Source organism: Nocardia sp. No.11, from assembly GCF_038752175.1.
Classification (GTDB): domain Bacteria; phylum Actinomycetota; class Actinomycetes; order Mycobacteriales; family Mycobacteriaceae; genus Nocardia; species Nocardia canadensis.
In genome coordinates this window covers 1-1,331 of record NZ_JBCGFB010000260.1, presented here as the reverse complement: position 1 = coordinate 1,331, position 1,331 = coordinate 1, and the positions used below count along the sequence as shown (strand labels likewise).

Genomic DNA, 1,331 nt, shown 5'->3' with positions numbered 1-1,331 from the left:
GTGGCGGCCACGGCCGACACGCCGGGCGCGGCGGCGGACGGTGCGCGCCCGGCGAGGCCGGTCGAGGCGACGGTGGGATCGCCTGCCCCGGGTTCGGTGGTGATCTCGGGGAACGACGGCACCCCCGACCCGGTCGGCACGAAAGCGCCGCCGTAGATCGTCTCCATCGCCCGCACCGCGTCGAGCCGGGCGTTCTCGGCCCGCCGCACGATCGCGGCGTTGTCGGTGGCCTGCTGGGAATCGAGCAGCGCGGCCGCCGGATCCGGTTGGGCGGCATCGGGTTCGGCGATCGCGGCGCGCACCGACTCGGCGGCATCGCCTGCCTGGCCGAGCCGGACCCCGACCGCGGTCAGCACGTCGGCGATCCGCCTGCCCGCCTGCTCGAAGTCGCGCACCGCGTCGATCGCCCGCTGGGCGGCACCGCCGCGCCAGCCGTCGGCGATGGCCGCGCCGATCTCGCCGTGCGCGTTCTCGACCTCGTCACCGAGCGCGGTCGAGGTGGTCAGGAACAACTCGCCCGCGGCGGACAGCGCCGCCGGATCGAGCTGTTGGACGGCCTGATGGATCTCGGCGTGCGAGAGGTTGTCGAACACCTCGACGACGGCGGCGTAGTCGGGATCGGTGCCGGGCACGCGGCCGGAGATGCTACGCATGGTCGGGCTCCTGCTTCGCGATCGACGCGGCCAGCGCCTGATCGCTGTCCTGATAGGCCGTCCCCGCGGCCCGGAAGACGGCGGCCAGCGCCCGCGCGGTGCTCGCGTAGGCGCGCAGCTGGGTGAGCGCGTCGGCCGCCTTGGTCTCGAATCCGCTGCGCAGCGCGGCACCCGAGGCCAGCCCGCCGAAGCCGGGGATCACCTCCGCCCCACCGAGGACCAGCAGCTGGGCGTCGACCGCGTCGGCCAGGCGCTCGTAGCGCTGGGCGCAACGCTCCGGCGCGCCGTCGGCGACGAGCAGGCCGTCGATCCACAGCCCACCGTCGTCCACGGCCCGGCCGAGTGCCGCCGTATCCGGCAGGCCTGTTCGATTCGGTTGCACCGTTCCCCCTTCGTCGTTCATCGCGCCGTGGTGAGCACCCACTGCGCGATATCGGACGCCACGCGCTGCTGCACCGGTTCGTGCAACAGGTCGTGTCCCGCGTCGGCGTACTCGCGCAAATCTACCGATCCGTGCCGTGCTGTCCATAGCCGGACCGCATCGATCGGCGCCCGCCGGTCGTCGGCGCCGTGCACCGCCAGCACCGCCAGACGCGGGTCCGGCGCGATCTCGGTGGCCCGGCGCGGGGTGCCGCAGACGACCAACCCGGCCAGGTCGCCGGGGCGTTCGGCGGCGAC

2 protein-coding genes and 1 pseudogene are annotated in these 1,331 nt (G+C 74.5%); all 3 read right to left on the bottom strand.

Annotated features, from left to right (window positions below; genetic code table 11):
- A partial coding sequence (locus V8688_RS31925) for a WXG100 family type VII secretion target (RefSeq protein WP_342802379.1) occupies positions 1–653 on the bottom strand: 653 nt, incomplete at its 3' end.
- Positions 646–1,035, bottom strand: coding sequence for a hypothetical protein (locus V8688_RS31920; protein WP_342802378.1), 390 nt, complete (start codon positions 1,033–1,035; stop codon positions 646–648). The genes V8688_RS31925 and V8688_RS31920, both read right to left, overlap by 8 nt.
- Before the next feature lie 17 nt (positions 1,036–1,052).
- A pseudogene (locus V8688_RS31915) lies at positions 1,053–1,331 on the bottom strand (alpha/beta hydrolase); the annotation flags it as partial.